The 16873-nt window shown below is 75.8% G+C and carries 12 protein-coding genes; 2 read left to right on the top strand and 10 right to left on the bottom strand.

The window, feature by feature from the left end; translation table 11 throughout:
• Positions 1-618: 618 nt before the first annotated feature.
• The 3 genes from CUD01_RS10615 to CUD01_RS16575 are packed head-to-tail and all read right to left on the bottom strand — an operon-like array spanning position 619 to position 4496.
• Complete coding sequence (locus CUD01_RS10615) at positions 619-1545, bottom strand: tetratricopeptide repeat protein (RefSeq protein ID WP_141320951.1); 927 nt, start codon at positions 1543-1545, stop codon at positions 619-621.
• A gap of 60 nt (positions 1546-1605) precedes the next feature.
• Positions 1606-2622: a DUF8094 domain-containing protein gene (locus CUD01_RS10620; RefSeq protein WP_141320953.1), complete on the bottom strand. Its 1017-nt coding sequence runs from the start codon at positions 2620-2622 to the stop codon at positions 1606-1608.
• Positions 2619-4496: a hypothetical protein gene (locus CUD01_RS16575; RefSeq protein ID WP_166772132.1), complete on the bottom strand. Its 1878-nt coding sequence runs from the start codon at positions 4494-4496 to the stop codon at positions 2619-2621. The genes CUD01_RS10620 and CUD01_RS16575 overlap by 4 nt, the downstream gene beginning before the upstream one ends.
• A 333-nt stretch (positions 4497-4829) precedes the next feature.
• On the opposite strand from CUD01_RS16575, the gene CUD01_RS10630 reads away from it, so the two are divergent.
• Both CUD01_RS10630 and CUD01_RS10635 read left to right on the top strand, forming a co-directional pair.
• Entirely contained in the window at positions 4830-7136 is a 2307-nt protein-coding gene (locus tag CUD01_RS10630; RefSeq protein WP_141320955.1) for a hypothetical protein, read from the top strand.
• A 124-nt stretch (positions 7137-7260) separates the two neighbouring features.
• Positions 7261-7683 carry a hypothetical protein gene (locus tag CUD01_RS10635; RefSeq protein WP_141320957.1) on the top strand — a complete coding sequence of 141 codons (423 nt, stop codon included), beginning with the start codon at positions 7261-7263 and terminating at the stop codon, positions 7681-7683.
• A gap of 21 nt (positions 7684-7704) precedes the next feature.
• Here the strand turns inward: CUD01_RS10635 and CUD01_RS10640 are convergent, their stop codons facing one another.
• From CUD01_RS10640 to CUD01_RS10670, 7 genes are all read right to left on the bottom strand, one after another.
• Positions 7705-8484, bottom strand: a complete 780-nt coding sequence (locus tag CUD01_RS10640) for an alpha/beta fold hydrolase (protein ID WP_141320959.1) — start codon at positions 8482-8484, stop codon at positions 7705-7707.
• Complete coding sequence (locus CUD01_RS10645) at positions 8481-9353, bottom strand: alpha/beta hydrolase (protein WP_232514594.1); 873 nt, start codon at positions 9351-9353, stop codon at positions 8481-8483. The genes CUD01_RS10640 and CUD01_RS10645 overlap by 4 nt, the downstream gene beginning before the upstream one ends.
• Positions 9354-9363: 10 nt before the next feature.
• Positions 9364-10227: an HAD family hydrolase gene (locus tag CUD01_RS10650; protein ID WP_141320961.1), complete on the bottom strand. Its 864-nt coding sequence runs from the start codon at positions 10225-10227 to the stop codon at positions 9364-9366.
• 1 nt (position 10228) lies between these two features.
• Positions 10229-10558, bottom strand: a complete 330-nt coding sequence (locus CUD01_RS10655) for an Rv1322 family protein (protein ID WP_141320963.1) — start codon at positions 10556-10558, stop codon at positions 10229-10231.
• Positions 10559-10747: 189 nt separating this feature from the next.
• Positions 10748-12193 carry a GH1 family beta-glucosidase gene (locus CUD01_RS10660; RefSeq protein WP_141320965.1) on the bottom strand — a complete coding sequence of 482 codons (1446 nt, stop codon included), beginning with the start codon at positions 12191-12193 and terminating at the stop codon, positions 10748-10750.
• Positions 12194-12362: 169 nt separating this feature from the next.
• Complete coding sequence (gene yicI, locus CUD01_RS10665; protein WP_141320967.1) at positions 12363-14666, bottom strand: alpha-xylosidase; 2304 nt, start codon at positions 14664-14666, stop codon at positions 12363-12365.
• 51 nt (positions 14667-14717) lie between these two features.
• The gene (locus CUD01_RS10670; RefSeq protein ID WP_141320969.1) at positions 14718-16751 is read right to left on the bottom strand and encodes a beta-galactosidase; all 2034 of its coding nucleotides are present in this window, start codon (positions 16749-16751) and stop codon (positions 14718-14720) included.
• Between the last annotated feature and the right edge of the window lie 122 nt (positions 16752-16873).

Raw genomic sequence — 16873 nt, forward strand, 5'->3', positions numbered from 1 at the left:
GTTCGTGATCTTTCGATCCGGCCCGGAGGCAACCTCTCTAACTTAGCGGATCCGGATCCTCTCGTCAAACCGCTTGTCAGCGGTTCGTTGATCGGTCGGGCCCACGGCCGGCGCGCCTCTCAGTGCCGGCGACATGGTCGTCGGCTCGAGGAGCTCCGGGGGGCGTCACCTGCGGGACCAGCCATCGCGGTTCGATCCGCGGTGTCCGTTCCTCCCTGCCGGGCGACATCGAGAACATTACGCAGCGGATGGCGCGGAGATCAAATCCGCGGCTGCGTGACGCCGGTCACCGCGCGCGGATGCCCATGATCATGCGGATCCGGCACCCTGCGGCGGCCCCGAGGGGCCAGCACGGCACGGTCGGCGGCCGTTCGGCGTGCTCGGAGCGACTCGTCGCGCGCGATGACCCGACGGGTCGATGAGCGGTCGCGCGCCAGGAGCGTCCCGCATGCACGAGGCCGGCCCCCGCAGTGGGGGCCGGCCTCGTGTCCGGATGACGAGCGGGTCGGGCCCGCGTCCGTCCGGCATCGCGCTCGGACGGCGCCGGCGGGTCAGGCTCGTCGGCTCGTCTGCGCCTGGCCAGCTCGCGGCATGGTCCGCGTCGCCGTCGGTGCTTCGTCAGTACAGGGCGCTCGCCATGGCGCGGCGGGCGGCCACGACGCGAGGGTCCTCGCCGCCGACGACGTCGAACAGCTCGACCAGCCGGACCCGGACCCGCTCGCGGTCGTCGCCCGCGGTCGCACGCAGGAGGTCGACCAGGCGCTCGAACGCGTCGCCCACCTTCCCGCCCAGCACGTCGAGGTCCGCGACCGCGAGCTGCGCGTCCACGTCGGTCGGGCGGTCCGCCGCGGCTGCTCGCACCGCGCCGAGGTCCGCGTCACGTGTGCGGGCCAGCAGCCCCACCTGCGCGAGTCCCGCACGCGCGTCGTGGTCGCGCGGGTTCTCCCGCAGCGCCTGCTCGTACGCGGCGCTCGCCGCCTCGAGGTCGTCGCGCTCGATCGCGTCGTACGCCGCCTGGTGCAGCGGCGGCAGCTCGGGCTCGGGCTCCTCCTGCGACACCTCGCGCGGCGTCACCGTCCCGGTCAGGCCGTTCGCCTGTGCGGCCTGCAGGACCTGGTCGATCACCGGGCGGATCTGCTCGCGCGGCGCCGGACCGTGGAACAGCGGGACGGGCTGCCCTGCCAGCACCGCCGCGACCATCGGGGCCGACTGCGCCCCGAACGCCTGCGCGATCTGCGGGTTCGCGTCGAGGTCGACCCGGGCGAGCAGCCACCGGCCCCCGTCCTCGTCCGCCAGCGCGGCCAGGTCCGCGACGACCTGCTGGCTGGCCTCGGACCACGTCGCCCACAGGACCACCAGGACCGGGTACTGGGTCGAGTGGCGCACCAGCTCGGGGAACGACGCCTCGTCGACGTCGACGACGTACGCGCCGGGCGTCGGCAGCCCGCCGGGCGTGCCGGGCGGCGGGGTCGGCTTCGCGAGGGCAGACAGGTCGACGGCCCCCCTCGCGTCGAGCCGGGGTCCCTGGGGGTCGTTCAGTGCCATCGCGTCGTCCTTCGTCGTGCCTGTGTCCGCCACGCGTCGCCCACGGACGACGCGATCCTGTCAGGAAGCGGTCGCCGCCGTCACCACGAGCTCGCCCGCGAGCACGCGCACCTGCGCGTCCGAGCCCGACGGGGGCACGTACAGGACGACGACGCCCGTGTACGTGCGCTTGAACTCCTTGGTCGCCGTGCTCGTTCCCGCGAGCGCTGCGTAGAACGGGTCCGAGAGCGGGAGCGACGAGCCCTCACCCGTGATCGTCATGCGCGCGACCGCGGTGAACGAACCCGTGACGATCGCGCCCCCGTCGACCGTGCGCAGCGACGCCACCGGCACCGGGTCCACCGCGTAGCTCGTCGCGGCCTCGCCGACCTTGCCCATGGACGAGCGGTCCTGCGCGCGGACCTTCGCCATCTCGTCGACCAGCGGGCTGTCCGCGAACTGCTCGGCGTACTCCGAGGCGTCGGCGTTCGCCGTGACGTCCATGAAGCGCTCGAGCGCCTCGGCGGGCGTCATCGTCAGGCTGTCGTCGTCGGCCGCGAGCTCCTCGGACCCTTCGTCCGCAGGCGCCGTCGCCGGCATCTGCGCGCCGGGCATGAGCCGCGCCCAGCCCCACAGCTTGTACACCGCACGGGGTGCGTCCTGCCTCAGGACGAGGATGCGCTGGGCCTGCAGGTCCTCGGGCTGCTCGGTCACGACGAGCTGCGTGCGCGACCACGCCGTCGTCTGCGGCACCACCATCGCGAGGGCCGACGTCGGCAAGGACGTCGGCTGCTTGGCGCCGTCGGTCGCCGACGCGCGCACGTACTCCGCGGTGCGCATGGACAGCGCCGGGCCCTCGACGCGCGGCTTGAGGGCGGCGGCATCCAGCTTCTCGTCGGCGGTCGAGAGCACGTCGCCCAGCGCGCTCAGCACGCGCTCGGACTGCGGCACGGACAGCGCGGCCGGGGCCACCGCGGGGGCGGCCGGCGCAGCGGGCTGCGGGAGCTCGGGCGCGCACGCGCCGACGAGCAACGCGAGCGTCGCCATGGCGGTGACGCCGACGAGTCGACGAGGCGCGGACGTCCGTCGTGCGGTCATCGCTGTCCCTCCTGCGGCTGCGCGCCCTCGTCGTCCGTGCCCGGTGCGGCCGGCAGGCCCCACGCCCGGCGCCACGCGTCGGCGCGCGACCCTGCCGTCTCGCCTGCCCGCTCGTCGGCGGGCTCCGTCCCCGCGTCGGGGCCTGGTGCGGTGGGCGTGTGCGGGACCCAGCCGCCGGGGCTCGGCAGCACCGGCCCGGCGCCCGACGGGGACGTCGGGGCGGGCGGGCTGACCGCACCGGTGGGAGCGGTCGGGCCCGCGGGGGTCCGGGCGCCGAGCCACGACGGGCGGGTCCGGCCGGCGTGGTCCGCGGCGGCCGCACCGGACGGGGCCGGAGCGGCAGCGTTCGGAGACTGGGCGTTCGGGGCCGGAGCGCTCGGCGCACCCGCGTGGCCCGGTCGCCCGGCGGTGGGCGACGTCGCCGAGGACGACGGCGGAGCGCCGACCGGGTAGCCCGTCGCCGCGACCGGCGCGGGCCGGCCGGGGCGCGCGCCGGGCGTCGACCGTGGCGGGTTCGCGCCGGGCCGGGGCGGCTGCGGGGCGGACGGCCCGGGGCCGGCGGGGCGCGACGTGGGCGCAGCTGGCGGGGCGGCGCTCGCGGTGTCGTGGACGACGGGGATCGCCGAGGTGGGCGTCGAGCTGCCGCGCAGCGCGCGACGGCTCGGCGGACGCTGGTCCCCGGACGGTGCCGCGGGGCCGATTGCCGCGGGGCCGATCGCCATGGTCGCGGCCGCCCTGCCCTCGGGACCGCCGGTGGTGGTCGCCTCCGGCGCCGACGCCGCGGCGGACGAGCTGACGGGCGCCGACGAGGCCGTGCGCGCGTCGTCGGGACGCGTCACGGTCGCGGCGCCAGGGGCAGCGGACCCTGCGGTGGCAGGCCCGTGGGTGAGCGGCGGGATCGGCGTCAGGGCGGGGGTCGCGGAGTGGCGGCCCTCCTCGTGCGGGGGGTGGACCGTCTGCTGCGGGCCGGTCACGCGTGGGACGCCCCCGGTGGGCGGCCGGCCGGACCGGGCCGCCTCCTGCGCCTCGCGGATCTGGCGGCGGGTGAGCGGCTGCCCCTCGGCCGCGGCCACCGGGACGCTGCCGGTGTGCACCGGCTCCCAGCTGCCGGTGCGGCGCGAGGACCAGTCACGCAGCAGGACGACCCCGGCCGCCGCGACGAGCAGCGCACCGACGACCACGCACGGCCACAGCCACGGGGTCGTCACGACGCGGGGCCAGGAGATCTCGAGGGTCGGCTCGACCTCGCCGCGGCTCACCGCGAGCAGGCTCCACCGTCCCGGCTGCGCGGGCCACACGAGCTCGGCGCTGCCGTCGCCCGTCGCCTGCGCCACCCAGTTGTCGTTGCCCGCCGGGCTGGCCTGCGTGGGGGCGGCGGGAGCCTTCGCGTCGGCGGTCGCCTTCCCGGTCGGCGCGGCGGACGCCGCCGACGAGGCGGCGCTAGTCGCGGCCGCGGTCGCGGCAGCCTTCGGGGACCCGGTCGCGGCGGGCGTCGACGCGGGAGTCGGTGCGGGAGTCGGCGCGTCGGTGGGGACGGCTGCCGGGTCCGGCTCGCCCGTCGTCGTCGCGAGGCGGTCCCAGGCCGACAGCCCCGTGACGCGCGTGTAGGCGTCGGAGCCGACCCACCCGTCGACGTCGGTGTCGCGGCCCACCACGACGACGACCTCGCCGCCGTCGGAGGCCGTCACCCGCACGGTCGCGGGGTCGCCGCCGAGCTCGAGGACGCCGGGGTCGGTGACGACGACGTGCGACGACGCGGTCGTCGTCGCGACCATCACGTCGTCGGCACGCCACACCGTCGCCGATGCGACACCGAGGCCGATGACGACCAGTCCGACGACGCCGGCGGCGGCCGTGATCACTCGCTTGCGCACGCACAGTCCTCTCGGGCGGAGACGCCCAGGATAGGCGCAGGACCGCGAACAGCGACGACATGACCGGGCATATCCGGGCATTCCGGGCACCACTGACGACGACCTGCACATCCTGTGCACACGACGGCGACACCTGCCCGCCCCCGGGCGCGGGCACCGGGGCCGCCCCCGGGGCCGAGCGCGAGCCGGGCACCGGACCCGTCACCAGGCCGACCACCGGCACCCCGACCGCAGCCACTATCCTGGCGCAGGGCCCGGAGCCGCCGTCCACGCGCGCCGGCGGCTCGGCGACATCGCCATCAGCCCGGCCCACGCCACCGAGGAGGAAGTCTCGTGCCCGAAGCCCGGCCGCAGTTCCCCGTCGTCAACTTCCGCGGGTACGAGCGTGAGGCCGTCGACGCCCGGATCGCGAGCCTCGAGCAGGCGCTCGCGGACACCCGCGCCCAGGTCGAGGCCCTCGACTCCAAGTCCCTGCAGATCGCGGGCGAGCTGTCCGAGGCGCACCGTCAGCTGCGCGAGGCCGAGCGGCCCACGTACTCCGGCCTGGGCTCGCGGATCGAGCAGCTCCTGCGGTCCGCCGAGGAGCAGTCGTCCGACGTCGTCACGCAGGCCAACGCGCAGGCCGCGGACGCGCTCGCGCGGGCCAAGCTCTCCGCCGGCCAGCTGCGCGCCCGCGCCGAGAACGAGGTCGCCGAGCTGCTCGCGACCGCGCGCCGCGAGGCGGAGGAGGTCCGCTCGACCGCCGCGACCGAGGCGGAGAGCACGCTCGTCGCCGCACAGCGCCGGGCCGAGGAGCTCGTCGGGTCCGCGGAGCGCGAGGCGGCCCGCATCCAGAGCGCCATCACGACCGAGGAGTCGGAGCGCCGCACGACGCTCGAGCGCGAGCTCGGGACGCTGCGCGCGACGGTCGAGCACGAGGCGACGCAGCTGCGTGTGGCGACCGAGCGCACCGCGAGCGAGCTGCGCGCACGCACCGAGGCCGAGACGACCGCGCTGCGCGACGAGGCCGACCGGTACGCGCAGGACCTGCGGCAGACGGCCGACGAGGAGACGACGAACCTGCGCACGCGCACCGAGGCCGAGGCCGCGGCGCTGCGGGCGGAGGCCGAGCGGTACTCCGCCGAGCTGCGCGCGACCGTCGCGGTCGAGGCCGCGCAGGTGCGGCAGGAGGCCGAGAACGCGGCGACCACGCTGCGCACGCAGGCGCAGGAGTTCGCCGACAGCACGCGTGCCGCGGCGGAGCGCGACGCCACCGCGCTCCAGCAGCGCGTCGCCGCCGAGGTCGCGGCGCTGCGCACCGAGGCGGACCAGTACTCGGCGTTCGTGCGCGCCCAGGCCGACCGGGAGACGGGTGAGCTGCGGGCGAGCGTGAACGACGAGGTCGCGGCGCTGCGCCAGCAGGCCGACCAGGAGGTCGTGCTCGCCCGCACCGAGGCCGAGCAGTACGCGGCGGAGGTCCGCGCCGCGGCCGAGCGCGAGGCCGCCGAGCTGCGCGAGCGCGTCGCGTCCGAGACCACGCACCTGCGCGAGAGCACCGAGCGGGAGACCGCCGAGCTGCGCGAGACGACGACGCGCGAGGCCGCGGAGCTGCGCGCGACGACCGAGCGCGAGACGCGCGAGCAGCGCGAGCAGACGCGCCTCGACACCGAGCGTGTCCTCACCGAGGCGCGTCGTTCCGCGGGCGAGACGTTCGCGAACGCCAAGGCGCGCGCCGACGAGCTCGTCCGCGAGGCCGAGCAGCGCCTCGCGGACGCCGAGCTGGAGATCGCGTCGCGCCGCGAGGCGAGCGAGCGCGAGGACGCGGCCCGGCACGACGCCGCGCGCGCCGAGACCGAGCGTCTCGTGCGGGACGCCGAGGCGCACGCGGCCGACGCCGAGGAGCGGGTCGCCAAGGCGCTCGTGCACGCCGAGAAGGTCCGCGTGGACGCCGAGACGCACGCCAAGGAGCTGCTCGCGAACGCGCGGCGCAACGCCGACAAGGTCGTCGCGGAGGCGCGCGAGCACGCCGAGAAGCAGATCTCGGAGGCCATGACCGAGTCCGAGCGCGAGCGGACGACCGCGGCACGCCAGGTCGAGGACCTCAACCGGCAGCGGGAGTCGATCACGACGTACCTCGACGAGCTGCGCGGCCTGCTGGGCAGCGAGCCCACGAGCGCGTCGGTCGAGCGGGCGCGGCGCGCCGAGGCCGAGTTCGCGGCGGCCAACGGCCCCGCAGCGACGGCGACCGCAGCGGCTGCGTCGGCCACGCCCGCGGCGACGGAGCGCACGGCGCCCCCGGCGGCGAAGTCCCCGGCCCCCGCCCGGCCCGCGGCGAAGGCGCGCGCGAAGTCGCGGCCGGCGCCGCTGTCCGCCGCACCCGCACCGGTCGCGGTCGACGACCCCGCGCCGGAGCCGGCCGACGAGCCGAACAAGGACGCCGCCGAGGAGCAGGGCGGCTCCGCGCCCGCGGAGCAGGTCGACGCCCAGGCCACGGCTCAGGGCGACGGGCAGACCGACGGGGTCGCCGAGGCCGAGGCCGACGGCGAGCGCCCGCAGGACGCCCCGGACGGCGCGGCCGAGCAGGCCGACGACGCGGCCGCCGCGCAGCACGACGACGAGGCACGCAGCGACGCGGACGACGAGCAGGTCGGCTCGCGCTGACGCCGCAGCGGCGGCCGTCCCGACCGGGCCGGCCGCCGTCCCGCGTCGGACGGACACCTCGTCGGACGCAGGACGACCGCCCGGACCCTCAGGTCCGGGCGCCCGACGACCGATCAGGACGGTCATGAGCGACACCGACGCCGCGCGCTGGCGCGCCGAACGCCGTGAGGCCGCGCACGCGCACGCGGAGGCGCTGCGCCAGCGGCGCGAGTCGGAGTCCGCGCAGGCCCGCGCGATGATCACCGAGTTCCTCGCGCACGCGCGTGAGCACGGCCCGCAGCCCGAGCCGCTGCGCGTGCGCACGTACGACGGCCGTGCCCGCTACCGCACGCCGCTGCACGGCTGGTACCTGCGGTTCGACGAGACCGTCGCGATCGACACCGACGGCGAGTTCTACGTGCTGCGCACTCCCCCGAGCGTCGTCGGCCGGTTGCGCGGCGTGCGCCCCGAGCCGTCCGACCCGCCGCTCGTCATCGGTGCGGGCGGCAAGGACGGCGAGTCGATCGACATGAAGGACGCGCTCGCGCGGCTGCGCACGGAGGGCTGAGCGGGCCCGGCGTCGACGGCGTCAGGACGACACCGCCCGCTGCACCAGGTCGTCGAGGGCGGCCGCGACCGCGCCGGGCTGCTCGACCGCCGACATGTGGCCCGAGCGCGGCACGACGACGAGCTGCGCGTCGCGCGCCGACGAGGCGAGGTGCTCGGCCGCCGCGACCGGCGTCACCGCGTCCTCGTCACCGACCACCACCACCACCGGGCCGTCGAACGCCGCGAGGACGTCGGTGCGGTCGGGCCGCGACGCCATCGCGCGCTGCGCCCACGCGACACCGCCGGGCGACTGCTCGTCGATCCAGGCAGCGAGCTGCGCGGTGACGTCCGGCTGCGCGGCGCGCGTCGACTCACCCACGAGCGTCGTGGCCATGCCGCGGACCGGGTCGACCGTGCCCGTCGACTCCGCCTCGTCGGCGATGCGCAGGCGGTGGGCGCGCGCGTCGGCCGTGTCCGCGGTCGACTTGGTGTCGACCAGGCCGAGCGCCGCGACGAGGGGCGCGTGCCGCTCCGCGAGCGCGAGCGCGACGTAGCCGCCCATCGAGAGCCCGACGACGACCGCGCGCGTCACCCCCGCCTCGGCGAGCTCGGCCGCGACCCGGTCCGCCGCGGCCTCGACCGACGGCTCCGGCAGGTCCGCGTCCGCACCCGCCGCGCCCGGCAGGTCGGCCGCGAGCACGCGGTGCGGCGCGGTGAGGCGTCCCGCGACCGCGGTCCACATGCGGTGGTCGAGCGGGAAGCCGTGCAGCAGCACGACCGCCAGGTCGTCCCCGCCGTCCCGCAGCACGTGCAGCGTCATGCGTCCTCCTCGCGCGCGTCGCCGCGCTCGTCGTCGGCACCGTCCACGGGCGTGCCCGTCCCGGTCGTCGCGGTCGTCGACGGCCCGTCCCACGTCGTCGGCAGCGGAGCGTGCCCCGGCAGGACGTGCGCGACCACCTCGTCGAGCACGCGCCGCACGGCCGGCTCGCCGACCCACAGGTGCTTGGCCCCGTCCACGCCGATGACCTCGGCCTGCGGCACGCGCGCGAACCGGGCGCGCGCCTCGTCGGGACGCAGGTAGTCGTCGAGCTCGGGCACGAGCACGACGAGCGGACGGCCGAACTCGGCCCACGCGTCGAGGTCCGCGTCGCTCGCGCGGTGCAGCGGCGGCGAGAGCAGGATCGCGCCCTCGACCGACGGGTCGTGCCCGTGCATGAGCGCGAGCTCCGTGCCGAACGACCAGCCGACGAGCCACCGGCGCGGCAGGTCGTGGAACTCCGCGTACTCGATCGCCGCCGCGACGTCGAAGCGCTCACCCCGGCCCTCGTCGAACGACCCCTCGCTGGTGCCGCGCGGGCTCGACGTCCCGCGCGTGTTGAACCGCAGCACGGCGAGGTCCGCGAGCGCGGGCAGCCGCCAGGCCGCCTTGCGGTACACGTGCGAGTCCATGTAGCCGCCGTGCGTGGGCAACGGGTGCAGCGTCACGAGCGTCGCGGCGGGCGTCGCGGGTCCGCCGTCCGGGCCGAGCGGGCGGGCGAGCTCGCCGACGAGCGTGAGCCCGTCCGCCGTGTGCAGCTCGACGTCCTCGCGGTACGCGGGCAGGACGGTCAGGGAGCGGATCTGGGTGGGACCAGCGGTGGTCGCGCCTGCGTCGGTGGCCGGGTCCGGGGTCGGGGTCGTGGTGCTCATCCCGACGAGCCTATGCCGTGCCCCCGGCCGTGCGCGCGGGGCCCCGGACCAGCGCGGTGGCGTGCTCGAGCACCACCGCGACGCCGTCGTCGACGTTGGCGGGGCACGTGTGCCGTGCACCGGCACGCACCTCGTCGTACGCGTTCGCCATCGCGAACGAGTGGCCCGCCCACGCCAGCATCGGCAGGTCGTTGGGCGCGTCGCCGCACGCCCAGACGTCCTGCGCGCGCACCCCACGCTGCTGCGCCCACGCGGCGAGCGCACCCGCCTTCGTCACGCCGCGCGCGCTGACCTCCCCGAGCCCCACGGCACCCGAGTCGGCGACGAGCGCCGCGCTGCCGACCGCCCGCTGCACGACGGTCGCGTGCCCCGTGCCGTGGTCGGCCCGCGTGCGCACGAGCAGCTTGAGCGTCGAGTCGGTCAGGACGTCCTCGATGCGGTCCGCGACGGGGTACCGCTCGGGCAGCACGTGCGCGTCGACGTAGCCGCGCTCGGCGGCGAAGCCGTGCACGCTCTCGACCGCGAGGTGCACCTCCCCGAGCGCGTCCCGCAGCCTGCGGGCGAGCGCGCCGACGAGCGTGGCGGGCATGCCGTTCTCGGCGAGCACGCGACCGGTGGCGACCTCGACGACCGCGGCGCCGTTCGCGCAGATCGCCACGCCGTGCCCGGCGACGTGCGACGCGAGGTCCGAGAGCCAGCGCGGCGGGCGCGCGGTCACGAACACCACCTCGATCCCCGCGTCCTCGGCGGCGCGCAGCGCGGCGGCCGTCCGCGGCGACACGGCGCCCGCCGGGTCGAGCAGCGTGCCGTCGAGGTCGGTCGCGAGCAGGCGCGGCGCGCGCGTGGGCCAGGTCGCGGCGGGGCCCGCGGTCACGTCACGCCCCCCTCGTCGGGCGACGGGCGGCGCCACGCGTCGTCGGGCCGCGGCGGCCGCGCGCCTCGAAGCACGCCGCGTGCCAGTGCCGCCGGTCCTCGACGCCGGCACCGCGCCAGTCGTCGGTCCGCCACGCGACGACGTGCGCCGTGCCCGCGGGGACCGGCTGGTCGCAGCCCGGGCAGCGGTAGTCGCGCTCGCCGCCGCGCACCCGCTGCACGACCCACTCCCCGTCCGGTCCGTCCTGGACCGTGCGCCCGCCCGTGGCCCGGTGCACGTCGAGCGGGACGTGCTCGGCGCCGTAGGGGCGCTTGGTCGAGCGGCGGGCCATGAGCCGATCCTCCCCGATGCGCGCACGGGACGACGAATCGTGACGACGAGCCCGACGACGAGCCCGACGACGAGCCCGACGACGAGCCCGACGACGAGCCCGACGACGAGCGTGCCCGGCGGCGCGTGCTGCGCCGCCGGGCACGGGTGGCTCGGGGTGACGAGGTGGCTCGACCGGGTCGAGCCGACGTCAGAGCGTCGCGGCCGACTCGATCGTCGGGATGGTGCGGGTGCGCACGAGCTCGGCGTACCAGCGACCCGAGTCCTTGACCGTGCGCTCGAGCGTGTCGTAGTCGACGCGCACGACACCGAACCGACGGTCGTAGCCGTAGGCCCACTCGAAGTTGTCCAGGAACGACCAGACGAAGTACCCGACGACGTCCACGCCCTTGTCGATGGCCTCGCCGACGGCGTCGATGTGGTCGTGCAGGTACGCGACGCGCTCGACGTCGTGCACGCGACCGTCCTCGTCGACGGTGTCGTAGAACGCGGCGCCGTTCTCGGTGACGGCGAGCGGCAGGTTCGGGTAGCGCTCGTGCAGCTCGACGAGCAGCTCGACGAGACCCTCGGGCTCGATGTTCCAGCCCATCGCGGTGTGCGGGCCGGGCTGCGGGAGCCACTCGGAGTGGGTCGCACCGACCCACGGCGAGTGGACCGACGAGCGGTGGCCGTCCGGGCCGGGCTTGCCGTCGCCGACCGGCGGCGTGCCGTACCGGACCCGGCCGGTGGAGTAGTAGTTCACGCCGAGCAGGGCGAGCGGCACCTTGATGAGGTCGAGGTCCCCGTCGAGCACGAACGACCAGTCGGTGATCGACTCCGTGTCCGCGAACACCTCCTTGGGGTACTCGCCGTCCACCACGGGGCGCAGGAACACCTCGTTGGCGATGGTGTCGATGCGGCGCTTGGCCTCGACGTCCGCGGGGTCGTCGCTCGCGGCGCGCGTCACGTGCAGGTTGAGCGTGATGGAGATGGGCGTGTCCTCGCCGAGCACGTCCTTGATCGCCCGTGCGGCGAGGCCGTGCGCGAGGTTGAGGTGGTGCACGGCGCGCAGCGCCTTCTCGTCGTCCGTCACGCCGGGGGCGTGCACGCCGCTCGCGTAGCCGAGGAACGCCGAGCACCACGGCTCGTTGAGGGTCGTCCACAGGTGCACGCGGTCGCCCAGCACCTCGGCGACCTTGCGCGCGTACTCCTCGAAGCGCAGCGCGGTCTCGCGGTTGGCCCAGCCGCCCGCGTCCTCGAGCGGCTGCGGGAGGTCCCAGTGGTACAGCGTGACGACGGGCTTGATGCCCGCGGCGATGAGCCGGTCGACGAGGTCGGAGTAGAACGCGAGGCCGGCCTCGTTGAACTCCCCCGAGCCCGTCGGCTGGATGCGCGGCCACGCCAGCGAGAAGCGGTACGCCTCGAGGCCGAGCTCGGCCATGAGCGCGACGTCCTGCTCGACGCGGTGGTAGTGGTCGGCGGCGACGTCGCCGGTGTCGCCGCCCAGCACCTTGCCGGGCGTGCGGGAGAACGTGTCCCAGATCGACGGGCCCCGGCCGTCGACGTCGACGGCGCCCTCGATCTGGTAGGACGCGGTGGCCGAGCCCCACAGGAAGTCGGCGGGGAACTGGCGGCCGGACGGACGCGTCGTGGTCATGGCTGGGTCCTTCGGTGGCTGGGCGCGCCCACGCGGTGACCGGGCGGGGGCGGTACGGGTGGTGCGCAGGACGGGCGCCGGAACCGGTTCCGGCGGGATCGAATCGTTACGATACCCGACGAGCGGCCGTCGGACCAGCAGCGGCCGCCCGTCGAGAGACGATACGTCCTCAGCCCCGGGGGGCGGCCAGCTCCACGACGACCTCCGCGACGCCCGCGGGCGCACTCGCCGTCACCGCACCCGACTCGCGCCCGCGCTCCACGCTGACGTGCCACGGCGCGCTCGTGCCCTGCGCGACCACGCGCACGCGCTCCCCGACCCGCTCGACCGTGAACCACACGGGGTCGCCGCCCGACGACGACGGCACGCGCGTGCGGCTGCGGTGACCGTCGGGCAGGTCGAACAGACGCAGCGTCAGGCCGTCCGCCCAGTCGCCGTCCGGCCGGTCGGTGTGCGCGGCGAACGGCAGCACCGTGCCGGGCCGCACGTACAGCGGGAGCGAGCTGAAGCCGTGCTCCTCCCGCACCCACCGCGGGCCGGTGACCTGCGACCCGTCGAGCAGCGACGTCCACGTCCCGTCCGGCACGTACACGTCCACGTCGCCCTCGGCCGAGAACACCGGCGCGACGAGCAGCGAGTCGCCCAGCATGTACTGCGTGTCGACCGTGGCCGCGCCGCGGTCGGTCGGGAACTCCAGGACCATCGGGCGCATCACCGGCACGCCCTGCTCGTGCGCCTGCTCCCCCAGCTCCGCGAGGTACGGCATCAGCCGGTGCTTGAGGTGGGTGAACGTGCGCGTGACGTCCACCGCCTCGTCGTCGAACGCCCACGGCACCCGGTAGGAGTCCGAGCCGTGCAGGCGGCTGTGCGAGGACAGCAGCCCGAAGGCGACCCAGCGCTTGAACACCGCCGGGTCGGGCCGGCCCTCGAAGCCGCCGATGTCGTGGCTCCAGTACGCGAACCCCGACGCGGCGAGGGACAGGCCGCCGCGCAGCTCCTCCGCCATCGACTCGAACGTCGACTCGCAGTCCCCGCCCCAGTGCACCGGGAACTGCTGGCCGCCCGCCGTCGCCGACCGGGCGAACAGCACCGCCTCGCCCTCACCGCGCTCCGCCTCGAGCAGCTCGAACACCGCACGGTTGTACAGGTGCGTGTAGTAGTTGTGCATCCGGTGCGGGTCGCTGCCGTCGTGCCACACGACGTCCGTCGGGATCCGCTCGCCGAAGTCGGTCTTGAACGCGTCCACCCCCTGCCCCAGCAGCTCGCGCAGGTAGCCGGTGAACCACGCCACGGCGTCCGGGTTGGTGAAGTCGACGAGCGCCATGCCCGCCTGCCACATGTCCGTCTGCCACACCGAGCCGTCCGCGCGCGTCACCAGGAACCCGCGGTCCCTGCCCTCGTCGAACAGCCGCGAGCGCTGCGCGATGTACGGGTTGATCCACACGCAGATGCGCAGGCCTCGGGCCTTGAGCCGGGACAGCATGCCCACCGGGTCCGGGAACGTCGCCGGGTCCCACACGAAGTCGCTCCAGTGGAACTCGCGCATCCAGAAGCAGTCGAAGTGGAAGACGGACAGCGGCAGGTCGCGCTCCGCCATGCCGTCGACGAACGACGTGACCGTGGCCTCGTCGTAGCTCGTGGTGAACGACGTGGACAGCCACAGCCCGTACGACCACGCGGGGACGCGCGCCGGGCGGCCCGTGAGCGCGGTGTACTTGCGCAGGATCTCCTTGGGGCTCGGCCCGTAGATCAGGTAGTAGCGCAGGGTCTGGCCCGCGACCGAGAACTGCGTCCGGGAGACCACCTCGGTGCCGACCTCGAACGACACGCGCCCCGGGTCGTCGACGAACACGCCGTAGCCCGCGTCCGACAGGTAGAACGGCACGTTCTTGTACGCCTGCTCGCTCGCCGTGCCACCGTCGGCGTTCCAGATGTCGACGCTCTGGCCGTTCTTGACGAACGGTCCGAACCTCTCCCCCAGCCCGTACACGTGCTCGCCGACGCCCAGCGAGAGCTGCTCGTGGACGTACGCGTCACCCACCGCGTCGGTCACGACGCCGATGCTGCGCGGGGTCGACGACGTGAGCACGCGCCCGCCGCCGGAGAACTGCACGCCCCATGCGCCCTCGGTGCGCACGGTCGCCGTGAGCGCGCCGGAGCGCACCTCGGCCGTGCCCGTGCCCGGCTCGTGCGTGATCTTGAGGTCCGGTGTGCCGCCCGCGACCTCGAAGCGCGGGCCGCGGTCCGTGCCGCCGCGGTGGTGGTCGACCTGCACCCCGATCACGTCGTCGAGCGGCGAGGTGAACGTCACCGTGACGAGCGGGCGGTTGAGGGTGTCGCCGCGCGTCGTCAGCGGTGCGGTCGAGGACCACACCGTGAGCCGGTCGTCGTCGACCCGCACGTCGGCGACGTCGCGGGGGCGCAGCACCTGCACCCCCGGCAGCGGGAGCCAGTAGCCGTCGGTGAACTTCATCGCAGTGCTCTCTCTCGTCGAGGACGACGGGTGGTGTCGGGGCGGGGCGGGTCAGCCGGGCGGGGCCGACGCGACACCCGCGACGACCGCCGCCCCGCCCGAGGGCAGACGCAGGACGCCGTCGCGGACGGGCACGCCGAGCAGGTCGCGCGCACCCGGCGCGAGCTCGACCGCCCGCTCGTCGCCGGCGTGGTTGAGCAGGAGGACGAGGTCGCCGCGCTGCGCGACCTCGACGCCGTCGGGGACGAGCGGCAGCGGGCCGTGCACCCCGGCGGCGGCCGCGCAGTCGAGCACGACACGGTCCAGGACCGCCGGGTCCGGGAGCGTCGAGACGTACCAGGCCTGGCCGCCGCCAGGCAGCACGCGGCGGGTCACCGCGGGCGCGCCCGCCAGGTCCGCCCCGTCGTACGTCGCGAGCACCTGCGCGTCCCGCGCCTCGAGCCGCTCCGACCACACGTGCGCCCGGTGGTCGCCGTACGTCGCGCTGCGCAGCGCGACGCCCGCGTCGGGCAGCGGCCGCCACTCCTCGCCCGCGACGCCGAGCACGTCCGTCCAGGGCCCCGGGAACGGGCCCGTCCGCACGCGCGTCGTCGGGTCCTGCACGCCGCTGAACGGCCCGACGAGGAGCACGCCGCCCCGCCGCGGGACGTGCGCGATCGCGGCTGCCGCCCGGTCCGCGACCAGCGGCAGGGCGGGGACGACGACGAGGTCGTACGCGTCGAGGTCCGCGTCCGACGGCACGACGTCGGTCGCGACGCCCGCGCGCCACAGGGGGCGGTGGTACGCCTCGAGCTGCGCGACGACGTCCAGACGGTCCGACGGCCGCGCGGGCAGCCCGCCCGCCCACAGCGCGGGCCAGTCGAAGACGAGGGCCGCGCGCGCCGGGACGCGGGTGCCCACCAGGTCGCCCAGCAGCGCGAGCACGCGGCCCTGGTCCCGGACCGCCCGGTGCAGGTGCGTGTCCGGCCCGGCGTGCGGGAGCAGCGCCGAGTGGAAGCTCTCCGCGCCCGCGGCGGACTGGCGCCACTGGAAGTAGCAGACGCCGTCGGCGCCGTGCGCGACCGCGCGCAACGAGTCCTGCAGCATCTGCGCGGTCGTCTTGGGGACGTTGTGCGGGCGCCAGTTCACGGCCCCCGCCGCCTGCTCCATGAGCAGCCACGGCGCACCACCGGCCACCCCGCGCGTCAGGTCGTGCGTCAGCGCCGCGCGCGCCGGGCTCGTCGGGTCCTGCGGGTCGCCGTAGTGGTCGTCGGACACGACGTCGAGGTCGGCGGCCCACGAGTGCTGGTCGACGCCGCCGAAGAAGCCCATGGCGTTCGTGGTGACCGGCGCGTCGGAGCCCGCGCGCAGCACGGCGGCCTGCTCGCGGTACAGGGCCAGCAGCTGGTCGGACGTGAAGCGCCGCCAGTCCAGCAGCTGCGCGGGGTTGTGCAGGTAGGGCGCGGCGCGCGGCGGCACGACCTCGTCGAACGTGCGGTACCGCTGGCTCCAGAACGCCGTGCCCCACGCGTCGTTCAGGGCGTCCACGTCGCCGTACCGGGCGGACAGCCAGCGGCGCAGCTGCGCGGCGCACAGGTCGCAGAAGCACTCCTGGCCGAACTCGTTGCCGACGTGCCACATCGCGAGCGCGGGGTGCCCCGCGTACCGGTCGACGAGCGTGGTCGCGACACGCAACGCGGCCGCGCGGTACGCGGGCGCGCTCGGGCAGAAGTGGTTGCGCGACCCGACGGACATGCGCACGCCGCGCGCGTCGACCGCCGATGTCTCGGGGTGCAGCGCAGCGAGCCACGGCGGCGGCGACGCGGACGGGGTCGCGAGGTCGACCGCGACGTCGTGCTCGTGCAGCAGGTCCATGACCTCGTCGAGCCAGTCGAGGTCCCACGCGTCCTCGGCGGGCTGCAGCACGGACCACGAGAACACCCCGACGGTCACGAGCGAGACGTGCGCGTCGCGCATGAGCGCGGCGTCCTCGCGCCACGTGGCGCGCGACCACTGCTCGGGGTTGTAGTCCGCGCCGTACAGCAGCCGGCGACCGCCGGGACGATCGGTGAGGGACGCGAGGCCGCGGCGGGTGGGGGCGGTCATCGCGGTCCTCCTGGGCTGGGTGACGCGGCCGGGTGGTGGGGCGCCGAGGATGTCGGTCGGCATCGCGCCCGACGATCGTCGAAGCGCTTCAACGCGCTGTCGTCGATGATGCTAGCCACGCG

Origin of the sequence: Cellulomonas uda (assembly GCF_006538705.1) — a bacterium.
In the GTDB taxonomy this organism is placed as follows: domain Bacteria; phylum Actinomycetota; class Actinomycetes; order Actinomycetales; family Cellulomonadaceae; genus Cellulomonas; species Cellulomonas uda.

Excerpts from the sequence above, each read along its gene's own strand:
- CUD01_RS10645 (WP_232514594.1), bottom strand. The coding sequence starts at position 9,353 with ATGAGCACCACGACCCCGACCCCGGACCCGGCCACCGACGCAGGCGCG.
- CUD01_RS10655 (WP_141320963.1), bottom strand. The coding sequence starts at position 10,558 with ATGGCCCGCCGCTCGACCAAGCGCCCCTACGGCGCCGAGCACGTCCCG.
- CUD01_RS10635 (WP_141320957.1), top strand. The coding sequence starts at position 7,261 with ATGAGCGACACCGACGCCGCGCGCTGGCGCGCCGAACGCCGTGAGGCC.
- CUD01_RS10620 (WP_141320953.1), bottom strand. The coding sequence starts at position 2,622 with ATGACCGCACGACGGACGTCCGCGCCTCGTCGACTCGTCGGCGTCACC.
- CUD01_RS10615 (WP_141320951.1), bottom strand. The coding sequence starts at position 1,545 with ATGGCACTGAACGACCCCCAGGGACCCCGGCTCGACGCGAGGGGGGCC.
- yicI (WP_141320967.1), bottom strand. The coding sequence starts at position 14,666 with ATGAAGTTCACCGACGGCTACTGGCTCCCGCTGCCGGGGGTGCAGGTG.
- CUD01_RS10640 (WP_141320959.1), bottom strand. The coding sequence starts at position 8,484 with ATGACGCTGCACGTGCTGCGGGACGGCGGGGACGACCTGGCGGTCGTG.
- CUD01_RS10660 (WP_141320965.1), bottom strand. The coding sequence starts at position 12,193 with ATGACCACGACGCGTCCGTCCGGCCGCCAGTTCCCCGCCGACTTCCTG.
- CUD01_RS10670 (WP_141320969.1), bottom strand. The coding sequence starts at position 16,751 with ATGACCGCCCCCACCCGCCGCGGCCTCGCGTCCCTCACCGATCGTCCC.